Below are 16,310 nucleotides of genomic sequence, written 5' to 3'. Positions count from 1 at the left end.
CAAAATCCCCTACACACACCCCGGAAATGCCAAAGTCCCCGCCAACATCAAGCGCACGGCGGAGACTTGACGATCCATCAGGGAATGTCAACCGACCGGGACACCGGCCTCCAGATAGAGCGCGGCACCGCGCTCGCGGGCACGCAGGGCCCAGCGGAGCCGTTCGTAGCGCACCGGCGGAAGCAGTTCGGCCGCCTCCTGCTCGGTGACGAAGCGCCAGTCGCGCAGCTCGGGTCCCGGCAGCACCAGCCGCCCGGCTTCGGCGGAGTCGAGCCGGCCGCCGTCGAAGAGCAGCCGCAGGCCGCCGTAGCGGGGCGGGGCGGGCTGCTCCCAGTCGACGACGAGCAGCCCAGGCAGCTCCTCCAGCCGTATCCCGGTCTCCTCCTCGACCTCCCGTACGCCCGCCCGGGCGGGGGCCTCACCGGGCTCGACGACACCGCCCGGGAACTCCCAGCCGGCCTTGTAGGTGGGGTCGACGAGGAGGACGCGGTCCTGTTCGTCGAAGAGGAGGACGCCGGCGGCGACGGTTTCGGCGGTGGGTTCAGGGGTTTGTACTATGTCACATACCGCTGCTTCGCCACTGCTGACCGCCCCCGCGATCCGCACCGCCGCCTCGTAAGGACTGAGCGTGCTGGTGTCGACGAGATGGGCGTCGGCGCTGATCCAGGAGGCGAGGGCGGCGCGGTAGGGCTCGATGCGGTCGTAGGACCACTGCCGTATCCGTATCTCGCCGTCGGGTAGATCGGGCGGGATCTCGCGGTCGGCTATGCGCTCGCGCAGGATCGTTTCGGCCGGGGTGAGACACAGGTGCCGGACGGCGATCCGGCGGGCGGCGAGGCCTCCGAAGATCTCGTCCCGGTACTCCTGGCGCAGCAGCGTCATCGGAACCACCAGGGTTCCGCCCAGCTCGGCGAGCATCGCGGCAGCGGTGTCGATGACCAGTCGTCGCCAGATCGGCAGATCCTGGAAGTCCCCGACGTCGGCGAGGTGCTTGGCCGGCAGCAGGTGCGTCAGTGCCCCGCCGATGACCTCGGGGTCGAAGAGCGTGCTGTTCGGGATCAGTTCGATGAGTTCACGTGCGGTGGTGGTCTTACCCGCACCGAACGCCCCGTTGACCCAGACGATCACGGACTCCCCCTCTTCTGTTGGCCCCCTGTGGCTTGCCCGCTCCACACTGCCACGGAAACCAGCTCCCGTTGAGGGCGCGCAAACCGAGTGCCGGTGCCCTCTGACTGGAACACCGGCACCGTCGCCCGCTCCCGCTCCGCCGGGCTACTCCTGGCCCAGGAGGTTCTGGTCGGCCTGGAAGCTGTCCTGGCCGACGATGTGGTCGACGTGCTCCAGGGTGCCCGAGACGTTCAGGTCGTGGAGCGGGCCTTCGTCGGCCGCATGGGACGGGGTGATGGCGGCCACGACGAATCCGGTGGCCAGGCTGGCGATGGCGAGCATGCTGCGCTTCTTCATGCCCGTTTCAACTACGGGGACGTCCGGGGGTCACGGGCGTACCCGCGAGGAGAGCAACGGAAAGCGTCGAGCACAAACCGGGTGGCCGGATGATCACCACGCCGATACCGTCGGGCACCCCGGCCGCACCCACGCGGCTCACACACACATTGCACCCGCACAGGAGACCCCACGACGGCGCGGGCTTCGTGACCCGCTTCGAGGTCGACGCGGAGTTCCTCCGCCGCCATCCGGTCCGGCAGGCCGACGGCAGCACGATCCTGGAGCTGTGGGTGCCGGCCGAGGAGCTGGGCGAGTTCGACGCACACATCGTCGGGGCGATCGAGGTGGTCCACGAGTTCCGCCCGGCCGACCCGAACATCGGATGACCCGATTCGTTCCGGTCTGGACCAAACAGATCCCGAGCGAATCGTCGAACCACCATCACCGCTCTCTATTCAACACACTCCGACGGGTTCTAACGTAACCGCACAGAGCGATGACGGGTACATGCCGCCATCGCACCTTTCGCGAGTCGGAGGAACGTAACGATGCGTCGCCCTCACACCCGCACGACCCGCCGAAGAGTGGTCGGAGCACTGACAGCCGCCCTGTTGTGCACGGCGGGCCTCGCCGCACCCGCCGTCGCCGACGCGAAGGCCGCCTCCCCCGCCCTGGCCGACGGTCTCGCGCAGACCCCGCCGATGGGCTTCAACAACTGGAACTCCACGCACTGCTCCGCGGACTTCAGCGAGGCGATGGTCAAGGGCATCGCCGACCTGTTCGTGGCGAAGGGCCTCAAGGCCGCCGGCTACCAGTACGTCAACCTCGACGACTGCTGGGCCCTGCCCGAACGGGACGCGGACGGCAAGCTGGTCCCGGACCCGGCCCGGTTCCCGGGCGGGATCAAGGCCGTCGCCGACTACGTGCACGCCAAGGGCCTGAAGCTCGGCATCTACACCAGCGCCGGCACCAAGACCTGCAACGACGCGGGCTTTCCGGGCGCCCTCGGCCACGAGTACAGCGACGCCCGCCAGTTCGCCGACTGGGGTGTCGACTACCTCAAGTACGACAACTGCAACAACCAGGGCGTGGACGCCAGGCAGCGGTACACCACCATGCGCGACGCGCTGCAGGCGACCGGCCGGCCCATCGTCCTCAGCATCTGCGAATGGGGCGAGAACAAGCCCTGGGAGTGGGCCGCCGGCGTCGGCCAACTGTGGCGCACCACCGGGGACATCAGCGACAGCTGGGGCTCGTTGGTGTCGATCCTCAAGCAGAACCTGCCGCTCGCGCCGTACGCGGGCCCCGGGCACTGGAACGACCCGGACATGCTGGAGGTGGGCAACGGCGGCATGACCGACACCGAGTACCGCTCGCACTTCTCGATGTGGTCGGTCATGGCCGCACCGCTGCTCATCGGCACCGACCTGCGCAAGGCCTCCCAGGCGACCTTCGACATCCTGGACAACAAGGAGGTCATCGCCGTCGACCAGGACCCGCTGGGCAAGCAGGGCACGGTGGTCTCCGCCGAGGACGGGCGCTGGGTCGTCGCCAAGGAGATGAAGGACGGCAGCCGCGCGGTCGCCCTGTTCAACGAGTCGAACTCGCCGCAGCGCATCGCGACTTCGGCAACGGCCGTCGGCCTCCCGAAGGCTCCCGCCTACACCCTGCGCGACCTGTGGCAGCACCGGAGCTACAACACCGCGGGCACCGTCTCCGCGATCGTCCCGGCACACGGCACCGTCCTGGTGCGGGTCGCCGCCGACCGGCGCTGGGCGGCCCACCCGCCGGCCGTCGAACTCGGCCTGGACGGCAGCCGGTTCAGCGAGCCCGGCAAGACGTCCGCGCTCACCACGTCGGTCACCGACCTGGGCCGCACCACGGCCGAGAAGGTCTCCGTGTCGCTCACCGGCCCGGCAGGCTGGACCGTCAGGGCGGCCTCGCGGACCAAGGCCTCCGCCCTGCCGACCGGCCGTGCGCTGCGGACGAGTTGGAAGGTGACCGCTCCCGCGGGGACGCCGAAGGGTTCGTACGACCTGGAACTCAGGGCGAGTTACCGGTCGCCCACCGGAGTGCGCGCCGAGAACGCGACGACGGTCACGATGACTGTCGCGGACCCGCCGCCCGCCGGCAGCTCCTACCTCAGTGACCTGCCCTGGCTGTCGACCACCAACGGCTGGGGACCAGTGGAGCGCGACACCAGCAACGGGGAGACCGGGGCGGGCGACGGGCACCCGATCACCATCGGCGGGGTCGTCTACGCCAAGGGGCTCGGCACCCACGCCCAGAGCGAGGTCGACTACTACGCCGGGAAGGCGTGCGAGAAGGTCACCGCGGACGTCGGGGTGGACGACGAGGAGGCCGCCAACGGCACCGTCTCGTTCGAGGTCTGGGCGGACGGCACCAAGGTCGCCTCGACCGGCGTGCTGACCACCGACATGCCCGCCCAGCCGCTCACCGCCGACGTGACCGGCGCCGAGGTGGTCAGGCTCGTCGTCACCGACGGCGGCGACGGCATCACCTCGGACCACGGGGACTGGGCGGACGCGCGGATCACCTGCTGAGGTCCCACGCGTCCGTCCATGGCCCGGTCGGCCGGTCCTGAACACCGGCCGACCGGGCCTGAACGTTCCTGCGCAGCCCTGCGAGCGCCGTCAGGCCCCTGGGACCCCCGCGGCCTCCGCGTCCGGCCTGGCGGCCAGCGCGGCCGCCGCGGCGCCCACCAGGCCCGCGTCCGTGCCCATCTGGGCCGGCACGACCGTCAGGCGCTGGACGAAGGAGAGGGTGGCGTAGTCGGTGAGGGCCTTGCGCAGCGGCGTGAAGAGGATGTCCCCCGCCTTGCCGACGCCCCCGCCGATCACCGCGATGTCGATCTCGACCAGGGTTGCGGTGGCCGCGATCCCGGCCGCGAGCGCCTGCGCGGCCCGCTCGAAGGAGGCCACCGCGACCGGGTCGCCGGCCCGGGCCGCGGCCGCCACCGCCGCCGCCGACGTGTCGCCGTCGGGACCCGGCTGCCAGCCGCCCTCCAGCGCGCGCCGGGCGATGTTGGGGCCGCTCGCGATGCGCTCGACACAGCCGCGGGACCCGCACGGGCAGGGATCCCCGTCGAGGTCGACGCTGATGTGGCCGATGTGGCCCGCGTTTCCGGTGGGGCCGGGGTGCAGCCTGCCGCCGAGCACCAGGCCGCCGCCGACGCCCGTCGACACCACCATGCACAGCGCGTTGTCGTGGCCGCGGGCCGCGCCCTGCCAGTGTTCTGCGGCCGTGATGGCGACACCGTCGCCGATCAGCTCGACCGGCAGCCCGCCGGCGGCCGCCCGCACCCGCTCGACGAGCGGATAGTCCCGCCAGCCCGGCACGTTGACCGGGCTCACGGTGCCGGCGGAGGCGTCCACCGGGCCCGCGCTGCCGATCCCGAGCGAGCCGGCCCGGCCCCACAGGGGTGAACCGGCGAGTTCGCCGATCACCTCCTCGACGGCCCCCATGACCGTCTCGCCGTCCTGCTGGGCGGGTGTGGCGCGCTGGGCACGCGCCTGGATCCGTCCGTGACCGTCCACCAGCGCGCCGGCGATCTTGGTGCCGCCGATGTCGAGGGCCGCCACGAGGTCGGTGTGCATCAGATTCAGTTCTCCCCGTCAACCATGAGTAGCCGAGTGACACAACAGGCCGGTCAAGCGGTGGGGGCGCAGGCCGGAGATTGCGGTGGACAGTCTCCCTCGCATCTGACAACGTTGTCCAGGCTCTATGCTCGACGCCACATCCTCATACAAACCCACGAGCCTGTGTATCCCTGATACAAACCCATGAGCCCAGACACATTCCATGAGCCCATGCACCCCGTGGACGACAGGACAGGACGCCGCATCGTGCCCGACACCTCCCGCCGTGCAGACCGTCTCCCCGGCTCCCGTTACGGGACCCGGCCGACGATGAAGGACGTGGCGGCGCGGGCCGGTGTGGGCCTCAAGACGGTGTCCCGGGTGGTCAACGGCGAGCCCGGGGTGACCCCGGACACCGAGCGCCGGGTCCAGGAGGCGATCGACGCGCTGGGCTTCCGCCGCAACGACAGCGCGCGGGTGCTGCGCAAGGGCCGTACCGCGAGCATCGGCCTCGTCCTGGAGGACCTCGCCGACCCGTTCTACGGCCCGTTGAGCCGCGCCGTGGAGGAAGTGGCGCGGGCGCACGGGGCGTTGCTCATCAACGGCTCCAGCGCCGAGGACCCGGACCGGGAGCAGGAGCTGGCGCTGGCGCTGTGCGCGCGGCGGGTGGACGGCCTGGTGGTGATCCCGGCCGGGGACGACCACCGCTACCTGGAGCCGGAGATCAGGGCGGGCGTGGCGACGGTGTTCGTGGACCGTCCGGCCGGGAAGATCGACGCCGACGTCGTGCTCTCCGACAGCTACGGCGGTGCCCGGGACGGGGTCGCCCACCTGATCGCGCACGGCCACCGCCGGATCGGGTTCATCGGCGACATGCCCAGGATCCACACGGCGGCCGAACGACTGCGCGGCTACCGGGCGGCGATGGAGGACGCCGGGATAACCGTCGAGGAGGCGTGGACCTCCCTCGGGGTGACGGACCCGGAGCGGGTGCGCCGCGCCGCCGAGGAGATGCTGTCCGGGCCCGACCCGATCACCGCGATCTTCGCGGGCAACAACCGTGTCACCGTCACCGTGATCCGTGTCCTCGCCGAACAGGCCCGCCCCGTCGCTCTCGTCGGCTTCGACGACATCGAACTCGCCGATCTGCTGCACCCGGGCCTCACGGTCGTCGCCCAGGACTCGGCCCTGCTCGGCCGCACGGCCGCCGAACGGCTCTTCCGCCAGCTGGACGGCACCCTCCTGGCGCCGGAGCGGATCGAGCTGCCGACCAGGCTGATCACCCGCGGCTCGGGCGAGCTGCCGCCGGCGGACTGAGCCGCGCATGACGGACCGGACGCGCGGGGAACCGTACCGCTCGACGACCGGCCGTACGCTCGCAGAGCTGGGTCTCGACGAGGCGCCGCGCGACCGGCCGCTGGCCTACCCCGGCGTCTGGCCGGCCGAATCCGGGCTCCTCCACGGGGACCGGCTGCTGCCGCTGGAGCGGCTGGTGCACGACGGCGACCGGGTGCCGGTGCTCGCGGTCGGCTCCAACGCCTCACCCGCCCAACTCCGGCACAAGATGGCCGAGTCCGGCGTGACCGGGCCGATCCCCATGGTGCGCGCCCGGGTGACCGGTCTCGACGTGGGCGTCTCCGCGCATGTCAGCCGGCTCGGCTATGTGTCGGCGTCCCCGGTCGCATCCCCGTCGGCGGTACGGGAGTTGTTCGTCCTCTGGCTGGACGGGCGGCAGCTGGAGGTGATCGACTCGAGCGAGGGCGTACCGCTGCCGCACGGCAACTTCGGGCGGGCCTGGCTGCCCGCCCCGGCCGTCCGCGCCACGCTCGCGGACGGCACGACGCTCCCCGGCGTCCACGCCTACGTCAACCGGCACGGCGTGCTGCACGACGGCACCGGCACACCCCGCCGCCATCCCGGCGAGCGCGCCCTCCTCACCGAACTCCTCACGGAGTCGGCCGAGTTGAGAGAGCTGTTCGGTACCACGCCGGAGCAGTTCTGCGCGCGGGCGCGGACCGACTCCGCGTTGTGCGGGCAGGGCACCCGGCTGTTCGCGGAGCGGAAGTGGGCGGTGGCGTCGGGCCTGGAGCGGTACGTCCGTGCTCAGCAGACGGGAAGTCCGGGGAGCGGCTCGTCGTTGGTGCCGCCCTTGATGTAGACGTCGCTGATGTACACGCCGGTGTTGCCCTTGTCGTCGTCGGTCTGGGCCCACCAGACGTTGGTCCGTTGGCCGTGGGTCTCCCGGCGGCCCAGGTCGACCTGGCAGTAGAAGGAGTGGGCGCCCTTGCGGACCTTGCCGACCTTGACGCCGTCGGCGGTGTAGGACTTGGCGCCGCCGTTGCGGACCAGGCAGGTGTACGTCCCGTCGCCCGTGGCCTGGCAGACCGGAGCGGGGGTGGTGGGGGCGTCGGCCGTGGCGGTCGCGGGAGCGGTGGCACCCGCGGTGCCGGAACCCCCGGAGGGGCCGGGGCCGGCGGTCTGCGCCGCGGACGGTGTGGCGGAGGCCCGTTCGGCCGGGTCCGCCGAATCTCCCCCGGCGGCGCGCGTGGCGCCGGAGGCCGGTACGGCGCCCGTCTCGGCGCCCTGTCCCACGGGATCCGCGTCGGCCTTGCGTCCGGCCCCGGTGCCGCGGACGCTCTCCGAGACGCCGGTCACGGCCGGGGCGGGCGGTCCCGCGTCCGTGTTCGCCGTCTGCCCGCTGTCGTTGAGCAGGGCGACGGTCAGCCCCGTCGCCGTGAGAACGACGGCGACGGCCACCACGACAAGCGTCCGGACCCGGCGGCGGGTGCGGATCGGCCCGGTGGGGCTCGTCGAGCCGTCCGGTGCGCCCGGTCGGGGCGCGGGATCTAATCTTCGGGCGGCGACGAGACCGGGCCCCGGGGTTCCGGTCCCCTGGGGGAGCCCGGCGGCGGGCTCCGGAGCAGCCCCCGCGGCAGACCCTGGAGCAGGTTCCTGGGCAGGTCCCTCCACGGCCCCTTCAGCCGTCCCGTCCGCAGGTCCGGCCGCAGCCCCTTCGGCGGGCCCCTCATCCCCGCCTCTGGCGTCTCCGGGCTCCGCAGACGCCGCCGGCGCACCGGTTCCGGTCTCCGGCCGCGCGGGCTCCCGCAGGGCCGTCGTCGGGGTGTCCGCGACCGGTTCCCGTGCCACGGTCCGCAGCAGCGCGCAGGCCTCCTCGGCGTCCGGGCGGGCGTCGGGGCGCTTGTCCATCAGGCGCCGGAGGACGGGGGCGAGCGGGCCGGCCCTGCGGGGCTCGGGGAGGGGCTCGTCGATGATCGCGGTGAGCGTGGAGAAGGTGGACGTACGGCGGAAGGGCGAGTCGCCCTCCACGGCCGCGTAGAGGGCGGCGCCGAGGGCCCAGATGTCGGAGGCCGGCCCGGGGGCGGCACCCTTGGCCCGCTCGGGAGCCAGGTAGTCGAGGGAACCCACGAGTTCGCCGCTGCCGGTCAGCTGGGTGGCGGAGCCGTCGCCGGGATCGGCCATGGTGGCGATGCCGAAGTCGGTGAGGACGACCCGGCCCGAGCGGTCCAGGAGGATGTTCCCGGGCTTGACGTCGCGGTGCAGGACGCCGACCCGGTGGGCCGCGGCCAGGGCGTCCATGACTTCGGCGCCGACGCGGGCGGCCTCCTGCGCCCCGAGCGTGCCGCGCTCGCGCAGCAGGTCGTCCAGGGAGGGTCCGTCGACCAGTTCCATGACGATCAGCGGGCGGCCGTCGACCTCGGCGATGTCGTGCACCACGACCACCCCGCGGTGGCGCACCCGGGCGGCGGCCCGCGCCTCGCGCTGCATCCGCAGCCGCAGGTCGGCCAGTTCGGCTCCGGCGCTGTCGGTGTAGGCGCGCAGCTCCTTGACGGCGACCTCGCGGCCGAGGACCTCGTCGACGGCGCGCCACACCACACCCATACCACCGCGCCCGAGCCGGGCCACCACCCGGTACCGCCCTGCCAGCAGGCGACCGGTCCCGTCAGCCTGTCCGTACGAACCCGACACCACAGCCCCGTTCCTCAAGACACGTCCGTAAATGGCGCACCAGAGTACGGGTCAGTGACAGGGTCGGTTCAAGTCGACTGGAAAAGCTGTGACTTGACCGGTACGCGCTACTTCCCGGAGGCCGTCAGGCCGCCGCGCCGGGGCATCGCGAAGCCCTCCAGACCGGCCCGGGTCAGACCGGTCAGCCGGGCCACCTCGGCGTCGTCGAGGGCGCCGCAGTCCAGGCCGCGCAGCAGGTAGCCGCTGAGGGCCTTGGCGGTGGCGGGCTCGTCCATGACGTCGCCGCCGACGTGGTCGGCGTACCGGGCGAGCCGGGCGGCAGCCTGCTCCAGGCCCTCGCGGTAGAAGGCGAACACGGCCGCGTAGCGGGTCGGGAGGTGGCCGGGGTGCATGTCCCAGCCCTGGTAGTAGGCGCGGGCCAGGGCGCGCCGGGTGAGTCCGTAGTGCAGCCGCCAGGCGTCGTGCACCCGGTCCGTCGGGCCGACCGGCAGGACGTTGGTGGAGCCGTCCGACACGCGTACGCCCGTGCCGGCGGCGGCGACCTGCATGACGGCCTTGGCGTGGTCCGCGGCCGGGTGGTCGCTGGCCTGGTAGGCGGCGGAGACCCCGAGGCAGGCGCTGTAGTCGAAGGTGCCGTAGTGCAGTCCGGTGGCGCGGCCCTCGGCGGCCTGGATCATCCGGGCGACGGTCGCGGTGCCGTCGGTGGCGAGGACGGCCTGGCTGGTCTCGATCTGGATCTCGAACCCGATCCGGCCGGGCTCCAGTCCGTGCGCCTTCTCGAAGGCCTCCAGGAGCCGGACCATCGCGGTGACCTGTTCGGGGTAGGTCACCTTGGGCAGGGTGAGCACCAGCCCGTCGGGCAGTCCGCCGGCCTCGATCAGCCCGGTGAGGAAGATGTCGAGGGTGCGGATGCCCCGGTCGCGGACCGCGGCCTCCATGCACTTCATCCGGATGCCCATGTACGGGGCCGCCGTGCCCTCGGCGTACGCCTCGGCGATCAGCCGGGCGGCGCGGGCGGCCGTCTCGTCCTCCTCGGCGTCGGGGCGGGGGCCGTAGCCGTCCTCGAAGTCGACGCGCAGGTCCTCGATCGGCTCCTGCTCCAGCTTGGCGCGGACCCGGGAGTGGACGGGCTCGGCGAGGTCGTCCGGCAGGCCGAGGACGGCGGCGAAGGCGGCGGCACCGGGGGCGTGTTCGTCGAGGGCGGCGAGGGCCTGGTCGCCCCAGGAGCGGACGGTGCCGGCCGTGAAGGCGTCGCCGGGGACGTACACGGTGTGGACGGGCTGCCGGGTCCCGGGATCACCCGGATAGCGGCGCTCCAGTTCGGCGTCGACGGGTGCGAGGGAGGCGCTGATCTCCTCGCTGACGGCGCCCGCGAGGCTCGTAGCCACCTTCTCCTGCCGACTCTGGCCCATCCCGTACCCTCCTGTTTTCCACTGTACGGAATCAACAATCCGTTGAACGAAGGTATCCGGGCGCCTTCAGGTGGTCAACACCCTGTCCACGGGGCGACACGCCCCCATCTGGGCATGTTCACGCTCGTCACGCACCTGGGTATCACACTGCTCAACGCCCGCCCGTCCGGCTTGTGCCCCCTTAAGGAGCCGTCGTGCCGAACCAGCGCCGAGTCACCCGCCGGCTGGGACTGCAGGCCCTGTTGGCCGCAGCGGTCACCGTGCCGCTCTCCAGTGCCGCGATCACCACCTCCGCCGCCTCCTCCTCGCGGGTCCGCAGGGTCAGCGCCCTCGCGGCACCGTCCCGGCCGGCGCCCCGCCTCGACGTCATGACCTTCAACCTGCGGTACGCCAGTACCGCCGAGCCCAACAGCTGGGCCGACCGCCGGCCGGTGATGGCCGAACTGCTGCGCCGGGCACAGCCCCAGGTCATGGGCACCCAGGAGGGTCTCTACCAGCAGTTGCGCGACATCGACAGCGACCTCGGACCGCACTACGACTGGGTCGGCACCGGCCGTGAGGGCGGCAGCCGCGACGAGTCCACCGCCGTCTACTACGACATCCGTCGCCTGGAGCCGCTGGAGCACTACACCTTCTGGCTCTCCGACACCCCGGAGGTGATCCGCTCCAACACCTGGGGGGCAGCCTTCCCCCGGATCGTCACCTGGGTCCGCTTCCGCGATCTCGCCGACGACGGACGGGAGTTCTACGTCGCCAACACCCACTTCGACCAGAAGAGCCAGTACGCCCGCGAGCGCAGCGCCACGCTCCTGGTGCGGCGGATCGCGGAGTTCGACCGCAAGCTGCCGGTCGTGGTGACCGGCGACTTCAACGCCTACGCCCACAAGAACCGGGCCTACGACACCCTGGTGGACTCGGGGCTGGTCGACACCTGGGACGCGGCCGAGCACCGCGGCCCCCAGTACGCGACCTTCCACGGCTACCACCGGCTCAAGCCGGACGGCGACCGTATCGACTGGATCCTGACCTCGCCCGGTGTGACCACGCACCGGGCGACGATGGACACCTATTCGTGGCAGGGCCAGTTCCCGAGCGACCACCTGCCCGTGCAGGTCTCGCTGAGCCTGCGCTGAACCGGGCCCGCACCGAACCGGGCCTGCACGACGGCACGACGAGGCCCCCGTGACCGGTGCCGGTCACGGGGGCCTCGGACAGCCCGGCAGCGGGGATCAGCCCTTGCGGGCCTTGACCTCCTCGGTCAACTGCGGGACGACGTCGAAGAGGTCGCCGACCACGCCGAAGTCGACCAGCTCGAAGATCGGGGCCTCGGCGTCCTTGTTGACGGCCACGATGGTCTTCGAGGTCTGCATGCCCGCGCGGTGCTGGATCGCACCCGAGATGCCGTTGGCGATGTACAGCTGCGGGGAGACCGACTTGCCGGTCTGGCCGACCTGGTTGGTGTGCGGGTACCAGCCGGCGTCGACGGCGGCACGCGAGGCACCGACGGCCGCGCCGAGGGAGTCGGCGAGGGCCTCGATGATCGCGAAGTTCTCGGCGCCGTTGACGCCGCGGCCGCCGGAGACCACGATCGCGGCCTCGGTCAGCTCCGGGCGCCCGGTCGACTCACGCGCGGTACGGCCGGTCACCTTGGTGCCGGTCGCCGCCGCCGAGAAGGTCACCGCGAGGGCCTCGACCGCACCAGCGGCCGGGGCGGCCTCGACGGCCGCGCTGTTGGGCTTGACCGTGATGACCGGGGTGCCCTTGGAGACGCGGGTCTTGGTGGTGAAGGACGCGGCGAACACCGACTGGGTGGCCACCGGGCCCCCGTCGCCGGCCTCCAGGTCGACGGCGTCGGTGATGATGCCCGAACCGATGCGCAGCGCCAGGCGGGCGGCGATCTCCTTGCCCTCCGCGGAGGAGGGGACGAGGACGGCGGCCGGGGAGACGGCCTCGACGGCGGCCTGCAGGGCGTCGACCTTCGGGACGACCAGGTAGTCGGCGTACTCGGACGCGTCGTGGGTGAGGACCTTCACCGCACCGTGCTCGGCCAGCGCGGCGGCGGTGTCGGCGGCGCCGTTGCCCAGCGCGACGGCGACGGGCTCGCCGATGCGGCGGGCCAGGGTCAGCAGCTCCAGGGTGGGCTTGCGGACGGCACCGTCCACGTGGTCGACGTAGACGAGGACTTCAGCCATGGGAATGCTCTCCTGCTTGGATGAGTTGAGGGGCGGTCGGCGAGCGCGGGGCTCAGATGAACTTCTGGCCCGCGAGGAACTCGGCGAGCTGCTTGCCGCCCTCGCCCTCGTCCTTGACGATCGTGCCCGCGGTGCGGGCCGGACGCGCGGTGGCGTCCTCGACCGCGGTCCAGGCACCCTCCAGGCCGACCTCCTCCGCCTCGATGTCGAGGTCGGACAGGTCCCAGGACTGAACCGGCTTCTTCTTGGCGGCCATGATGCCCTTGAAGGACGGGTATCGCGCCTCGCCCGACTGGTCGGTCACCGAGACCACGGCCGGCAGGGAGGCCTCCAGCTGCTCGCTGGCGGCGTCGCCGTCGCGGCGGCCCTTGACCGTGCCGTCCTCGACCGACACCTCGGAGAGCAGGGTGACCTGCGGGACGCCCAGCCGCTCGGCCAGCAGGGCCGGCACGATGCCGGCGGTGCCGTCGGTGGAGGCCATGCCGGAGACCACCAGGTCGAAGCCGGCCTTCTCGATCGCCTTCGCCAGCACCAGGGAGGTGCCGATGGCGTCGGTGCCGTGCAGGTCGTCGTCCTCGACGTGGATCGCCTTGTCCGCGCCCATCGACAGCGCCTTGCGCAGCGCGTCCTTGGCGTCCTCCGGACCCACCGTCAGAACGGTGACCTCGACGTCGTCGTCCGAGTTCTCGGAGATCTGCAGCGCCTGCTCGACCGCGTACTCGTCGAGTTCGGAGAGCAGACCGTCCACGTCGTCACGGTCGACGGTCAGGTCATCGGCGAAGTGCCGGTCGCCAGTGGCGTCGGGCACGTACTTCACAGTGACAACGATCCTCAGGCTCACGCCGGCTCTCCTACTGCATCGTCTTTTCTGGGCTGCCTCTTGGAGGCAGCATAGGCGCCTCAAGCGGCTCATCCCGGTCGGGGCGGCCGCGCGCTCCGAACGAAATATTACTCACCAGTACAGCCAGTTCATGCCCGCTAAGCAAGCGCTTTGAACTGTGACCTTCGCAACGCAGCGTAACCGGAACTCGACACGTTCGCAGAACGAGGGGCGTGTGATCCCCGGAACCAGGTGTGTGTGATCAGTCCCGCAGGCCGTTGAAGCCGCCCTGGTGGTACAGGAGCGGCCGGCCGGCGCGGGAGGGGTCGCCGACGAGCACCTCGGCCAGCACGATGCGGTGGTCACCGGCCGGCACCCGCGCGACGACCCGGCACACCAGCCACACCAGCACGTCGTCGAGGACCGGGACACCCTCATGGCCGTCGCGCCAGTCGGTGGGCGCGCCGAACCGGTCGGCGCCGCTGCGCGCGAAGGTGGCCGCGAGCTCCGCCTGGTGCTCGCCGAGGATGTGGACGCCGATGTGCTCGGCGGTGGATATCGCGGGCCAGCTGGAGGCGCCCGTCCCGACGCCGAAGGAGAGCATCGGGGGCTCGGCGGAGACGGAGACGAGAGAGGTGGCGGTGAAGCCGACCGGGCCGTCGGCGCCGCGCGCGGTGATCACCGCCACACCGGCCGCGTGCCGCCGGAAGGCGGAGCGGAGCAGGTCGGGCGAGGCGAGCTGAGGAGTGCCGAGATCGGGCGTGGCCGTCATGGAGTTGTCCTTCTGCGAGGGGCGGCGTTCGGGTCCGTGGCTGCTCAACAGCCCGGACAGCGCGCGCTCGCGGTGCGGGCCAGGTCCACGTGGACCCGCCCGTAGAGAAGGAGTTCCTCAGGCATACGGTCAGGCTGACGATAGGTGGTGCGCCCAGTCAAGTACGTTCCGGTATATGGGAGGTGCCCCACCGTCATCGGCATGTCCGTCAGACCGCCTCTCCCAGCGCCGCGATGACGTCCGCCTTGCGGGGCTGTCCGGTGGCGCGGCGCACCACCCGGCCGGCCGCGTCGAGCACCAGCACGGTGGGGGTCTTGAGGATCTCCAGCTCGCGCACGAGGTCCAGGCGGGCCTCGGCGTCGATCTCGACGTGGGTGACGCCGGGGACCATCCCGGCGACCTCGCCCAGCACCCGCCGGGTGGCCCGGCAGGGCGCGCAGAAGGCGCTGGAGAACTGCACCAGCGTGGCCCGTTCGCCCAGTTCGCCGCCGAGTTCGGCCGCCCCGAGCCGCTTGCCGTCGTCCCGTCCGCGCACCCGTACCCTCCCGCTCCGCCGCCTGTGCAGCACTCCGTAGACGCTCGCCGCAGCGAGCACCGTCACGCACACCACCAGTCCGGTCATCACCGGACAAGGATCCACGAGACCGCTCACCACGCCGAAAAGCGTTCACAAGACTGCAAAGATTCCCGGCTCCCCTACCGGCCCGCGGGGCGGAATCCTTGGTTCATGGACATCGACGCACGTGGGCCGCGGTTCGGCGCGGCCGTGACGACGGTCGTGCTGGCCGCCGCACTGATCACCAGGAGCCCCTGGATCCTCGCCTGGCAGACGCTGGCGTTCGCACTCGGCGCGGCCGGGGGCGTGACCCGGTCGCCGTACGGCTGGGCGTTCCGGGCCGCCGTACGACCGCGGCTCGCTCCCCCGAGGGAGTTCGAGGCGCCGGAGCCCCCGCGGTTCGCACAGGCCGTGGGGCTCGTCTTCGCGGGGCTCGGTCTGGTCGGATTCACGCTGGGCCCCGCGTGGTTGGGCCTCGCGGCGACCGGACTCGCGCTCGCCGCGGCCTTCCTCAATGCGGCATTCGGGTACTGCCTGGGCTGCGAGATGTTCCTGCTCACGCGGCGGTTGACGGCACGCCCGGAGTAAAGGCGGGTTAAAAGCGCGAGGTGGATCAAGGGACGAACGTGACGAGAATCTCGCCGCGCCCGGGCACCAGGGCTGGCTCCCCGTCCGTTCTTCGGGCACGATCTGCGAGACGCCGTAAACCTACGGCTGCGTAACTTTCCCGCCGGGAGACCCCTTTCCCAGGCAGAGCAGAAAGGGTCCGTCCCACCCATGGCAGAGCTGGTCTACCGTCCCGTCGTCGGATTCGCCAAGACGCTGTTCAAGGTCTGGGACCTCAAGATCGACTGCCAGGGTTCGGAGAACATCCCGCACTCGGGCGGCGCCGTACTGGTGAGCAATCACATCAGCTACCTGGACTTCGTCTTCGACGGTCTGGCGGCCCTTCCGCAGAAGCGCCTGGTGCGGTTCATGGCGAAGGAGTCGGTGTTCCGGCACCGGATCTCCGGACCGCTGATGCGCGGGATGAAGCACATCCCGGTGGACCGCAAGCAGGGCGAGGCCGCCTACCAGCACGCGCTGGACTCGCTGAAGTCCGGTGAGATCGTGGGCGTCTTCCCGGAGGCCACCATCTCCCAGTCCTTCACGCTGAAGAGCTTCAAGTCGGGCGCCGCGCGCCTCGCCCAGGAGGCCGGCGTCCCGCTCGTGCCGATGGCCCTGTGGGGCACCCAGCGCATCTGGACCAAGGGACAGCCGCGCAACTTCAAGCGGAACCACCTGCCCATCACCATCCGGGTCGGCGAGCCGGTCGACGCGCCCCGCGACCAGTACGCGGGCGCCATCACCCGCCGGCTGCGCGAGCGCGTCCAGGAGCTCCTCGACGCCGCCCAGCGCGCCTACCCGGCCCGCCCCAAGGACGCGACCGACACCTGGTGGCTCCCGGCCCATCTGGGCGGCACGGCCCCCACGCTGGACCAGCTGAAGGCCGCCGAGGCGATCTGAGCCGCAACTCCGAGCCGCGG

15 protein-coding genes and 1 pseudogene are annotated in these 16,310 nt (G+C 71.8%); 7 read left to right on the top strand and 9 right to left on the bottom strand.

Annotated features, from left to right (window positions below):
* Nucleotides 1–87: 87 nt before the first annotated feature.
* A complete protein-coding gene (locus ABZ887_RS02065) occupies nucleotides 88–1,128 on the bottom strand; it encodes an NUDIX domain-containing protein (RefSeq protein ID WP_361281889.1) in 1,041 nt (346 codons plus the stop codon).
* Between the two features lie 144 nt (nucleotides 1,129–1,272).
* On the bottom strand, nucleotides 1,273–1,464 hold the full coding sequence (locus ABZ887_RS02060; RefSeq protein ID WP_361281887.1) for a hypothetical protein: 192 nt from the start codon (nucleotides 1,462–1,464) through the stop codon (nucleotides 1,273–1,275).
* Between the two features lie 170 nt (nucleotides 1,465–1,634).
* On the opposite strand from ABZ887_RS02060, the pseudogene ABZ887_RS02055 reads away from it, so the two are divergent.
* A pseudogene (locus ABZ887_RS02055) lies at nucleotides 1,635–1,832 on the top strand (hypothetical protein); the annotation flags it as partial.
* Between the two features lie 162 nt (nucleotides 1,833–1,994).
* Nucleotides 1,995–4,010: an NPCBM/NEW2 domain-containing protein gene (locus ABZ887_RS02050; protein WP_361281885.1), complete on the top strand. Its 2,016-nt coding sequence runs from the start codon at nucleotides 1,995–1,997 to the stop codon at nucleotides 4,008–4,010.
* A 90-nt stretch (nucleotides 4,011–4,100) separates the two neighbouring features.
* Here the strand turns inward: ABZ887_RS02050 and ABZ887_RS02045 are convergent, their stop codons facing one another.
* Nucleotides 4,101–5,063 (bottom strand): ROK family protein, encoded by a 963-nt coding sequence (locus tag ABZ887_RS02045; protein WP_361281883.1) that lies wholly within the window; start codon nucleotides 5,061–5,063, stop codon nucleotides 4,101–4,103.
* A gap of 213 nt (nucleotides 5,064–5,276) precedes the next feature.
* Between ABZ887_RS02045 and ABZ887_RS02040 the strand changes: the two genes are divergently transcribed.
* Both ABZ887_RS02040 and ABZ887_RS02035 read left to right on the top strand, forming a co-directional pair.
* Nucleotides 5,277–6,362, top strand: a complete 1,086-nt coding sequence (locus ABZ887_RS02040) for a LacI family DNA-binding transcriptional regulator (RefSeq protein ID WP_361281880.1) — start codon at nucleotides 5,277–5,279, stop codon at nucleotides 6,360–6,362.
* A gap of 7 nt (nucleotides 6,363–6,369) precedes the next feature.
* On the top strand, nucleotides 6,370–7,203 hold the full coding sequence (locus ABZ887_RS02035) for a hypothetical protein (protein WP_361281877.1): 834 nt from the start codon (nucleotides 6,370–6,372) through the stop codon (nucleotides 7,201–7,203).
* On the opposite strand, the gene ABZ887_RS02030 is transcribed toward ABZ887_RS02035, so the two are convergent.
* Together ABZ887_RS02030 and ABZ887_RS02025 are read right to left on the bottom strand one after the other, a co-directional pair.
* Entirely contained in the window at nucleotides 7,149–9,035 is a 1,887-nt protein-coding gene (locus ABZ887_RS02030; protein WP_361282428.1) for a protein kinase, read from the bottom strand. The two genes, ABZ887_RS02035 and ABZ887_RS02030, sit on opposite strands and share 55 nt — an antisense overlap.
* A gap of 104 nt (nucleotides 9,036–9,139) precedes the next feature.
* Nucleotides 9,140–10,444, bottom strand: coding sequence for an aldolase/citrate lyase family protein (locus ABZ887_RS02025; protein WP_361281875.1), 1,305 nt, complete (start codon nucleotides 10,442–10,444; stop codon nucleotides 9,140–9,142).
* Nucleotides 10,445–10,638: 194 nt separating this feature from the next.
* On the opposite strand from ABZ887_RS02025, the gene ABZ887_RS02020 reads away from it, so the two are divergent.
* Complete coding sequence (locus ABZ887_RS02020; protein ID WP_361281873.1) at nucleotides 10,639–11,577, top strand: endonuclease/exonuclease/phosphatase family protein; 939 nt, start codon at nucleotides 10,639–10,641, stop codon at nucleotides 11,575–11,577.
* A 96-nt stretch (nucleotides 11,578–11,673) separates the two neighbouring features.
* Here ABZ887_RS02020 and ABZ887_RS02015 read toward each other — a convergent pair whose 3' ends face one another.
* The 4 genes from ABZ887_RS02015 to ABZ887_RS02000 all read right to left on the bottom strand — a co-directional run bounded on the left by ABZ887_RS02015 (nucleotide 11,674) and on the right by ABZ887_RS02000 (nucleotide 14,850).
* On the bottom strand, nucleotides 11,674–12,636 hold the full coding sequence (locus ABZ887_RS02015; RefSeq protein WP_361281869.1) for an electron transfer flavoprotein subunit alpha/FixB family protein: 963 nt from the start codon (nucleotides 12,634–12,636) through the stop codon (nucleotides 11,674–11,676).
* A 52-nt stretch (nucleotides 12,637–12,688) separates the two neighbouring features.
* Nucleotides 12,689–13,477, bottom strand: coding sequence for an electron transfer flavoprotein subunit beta/FixA family protein (locus tag ABZ887_RS02010; protein ID WP_361281867.1), 789 nt, complete (start codon nucleotides 13,475–13,477; stop codon nucleotides 12,689–12,691).
* A 241-nt stretch (nucleotides 13,478–13,718) separates the two neighbouring features.
* Nucleotides 13,719–14,228: a flavin reductase family protein gene (locus ABZ887_RS02005; protein WP_361281865.1), complete on the bottom strand. Its 510-nt coding sequence runs from the start codon at nucleotides 14,226–14,228 to the stop codon at nucleotides 13,719–13,721.
* Between the two features lie 208 nt (nucleotides 14,229–14,436).
* Nucleotides 14,437–14,850, bottom strand: coding sequence for a thioredoxin family protein (locus ABZ887_RS02000; RefSeq protein ID WP_361282426.1), 414 nt, complete (start codon nucleotides 14,848–14,850; stop codon nucleotides 14,437–14,439).
* A gap of 105 nt (nucleotides 14,851–14,955) precedes the next feature.
* Between ABZ887_RS02000 and ABZ887_RS01995 the strand changes: the two genes are divergently transcribed.
* On the top strand, nucleotides 14,956–15,372 hold the full coding sequence (locus tag ABZ887_RS01995) for a DUF4395 domain-containing protein (RefSeq protein ID WP_361281863.1): 417 nt from the start codon (nucleotides 14,956–14,958) through the stop codon (nucleotides 15,370–15,372).
* 189 nt (nucleotides 15,373–15,561) lie between these two features.
* The gene (locus tag ABZ887_RS01990; RefSeq protein WP_361281861.1) at nucleotides 15,562–16,290 is read left to right on the top strand and encodes a lysophospholipid acyltransferase family protein; all 729 of its coding nucleotides are present in this window, start codon (nucleotides 15,562–15,564) and stop codon (nucleotides 16,288–16,290) included.
* The last annotated feature ends 20 nt before the right edge of the window (nucleotides 16,291–16,310 follow it).

It is taken from the genome of Streptomyces sp. NPDC047061, from assembly GCF_040643955.1.
Classification (GTDB): domain Bacteria; phylum Actinomycetota; class Actinomycetes; order Streptomycetales; family Streptomycetaceae; genus Streptomyces.
Note: the sequence above shows the minus strand (reverse complement) of the source record. Positions and strands in the feature narration are given on the sequence as shown.